General features: G+C 68.2%; 1 protein-coding gene. It reads left to right on the top strand.

Translation table 11 applies throughout. The features are described 5' to 3' along the window. Positions 1-1,002, top strand: a 1,002-nt coding sequence (gene tnpC, locus LRH25_RS32580; protein ID WP_231013296.1) for an IS66 family transposase, incomplete at its 5' end; no start/stop codon positions are given. Positions 1,003-1,045 lie beyond the last annotated feature (43 nt).

Below are 1,045 nucleotides of genomic sequence, written 5' to 3'. Positions count from 1 at the left end.
GACGGGCTGCCGCTGTACCGCCAGGCGGCGCTGCTGGGCCGCTTCGGCGGCACCGACATCTCGCGCAACACCTTGGCCGGCAGCATCGTGCGGGTGGGCCAGGCCGTGCAGCCGGTGGTGAACCTGCTGCGCGACGAACTGCTGGACGCACCACTGGTGTTCGGCGACGAGACCGAACTGCAGGTGCTCAAGGAGCCCGGGCGCAGCGCACAGGCCAAGAGCTACGTCTGGGCGCAGATGACCGACGGCTCGGGCCGCGACGGCACCGGGCCGCCGATCCGGCTGTTCAGCTACTCGCCCAGCCGCTCGGCGGCCAACGCGATGACCTTGTACGCCGGCATCCGTGCCGGTGCGGTGCTGATGACCGACGGCTATGACGTCTACGACAGGGTGGCTCAGGCGCAAGGTCTCGTTCACCTGGCTTGCTGGGCGCACTGCCGGCGCTACTTCCACGACGCTTTGCAGGCATGCCCCAAGAACCAGCGCGGACCAGACCAACTGGCAGCACGCTTCATCGCGCTGATCGGCAAGCTGTATCACGTCGAGGCCCAGGCCAAGCGCGATGGCGCGGACCCGGCCGAGCGCACACGGCGACGCCAGCACGACAGCGCACTGGTGCTCCAGGACATCGAACAACTGCTGCTGGCCAACCTGCACAGCGTGCTGCCCCAGAGCTTGCTGGGCAAGGCGCTGCACTACACGGCCGGGCAGTGGCACAAGCTCAAGCGCTACGTCGAGGACGGGCGCTACAGCATCGACAACAACGTGCAAGAGAACGCCATCCGGCCGTTCTGCGTGGGCCGGCGCAACTGGTTGTTCTCCGACACCGTGGCCGGCGCCCACGCCAGTGCGAACCTGTACTCGTTGCTGCAGACCTGCCGGGTCAACGGCATCGACGGCTACCGCTACCTGCGCTCGCTGTTCAAGGCCCTGCCGATGGCCAGGACGGCCGACGACTACGCGACGCTGCTGCCCTGGCGCATCGACCTGACCACAGACTGAGCGGCGCCTGCCTCGCCATTGCCGCAGGGGCAAGGACGCGGTT

This window comes from Ideonella azotifigens (genome assembly GCF_021043325.1).
GTDB classification, from domain to species: domain Bacteria; phylum Pseudomonadota; class Gammaproteobacteria; order Burkholderiales; family Burkholderiaceae_C; genus Ideonella; species Ideonella azotifigens.
Note: the sequence above shows the minus strand (reverse complement) of the source record. Positions and strands in the feature narration are given on the sequence as shown.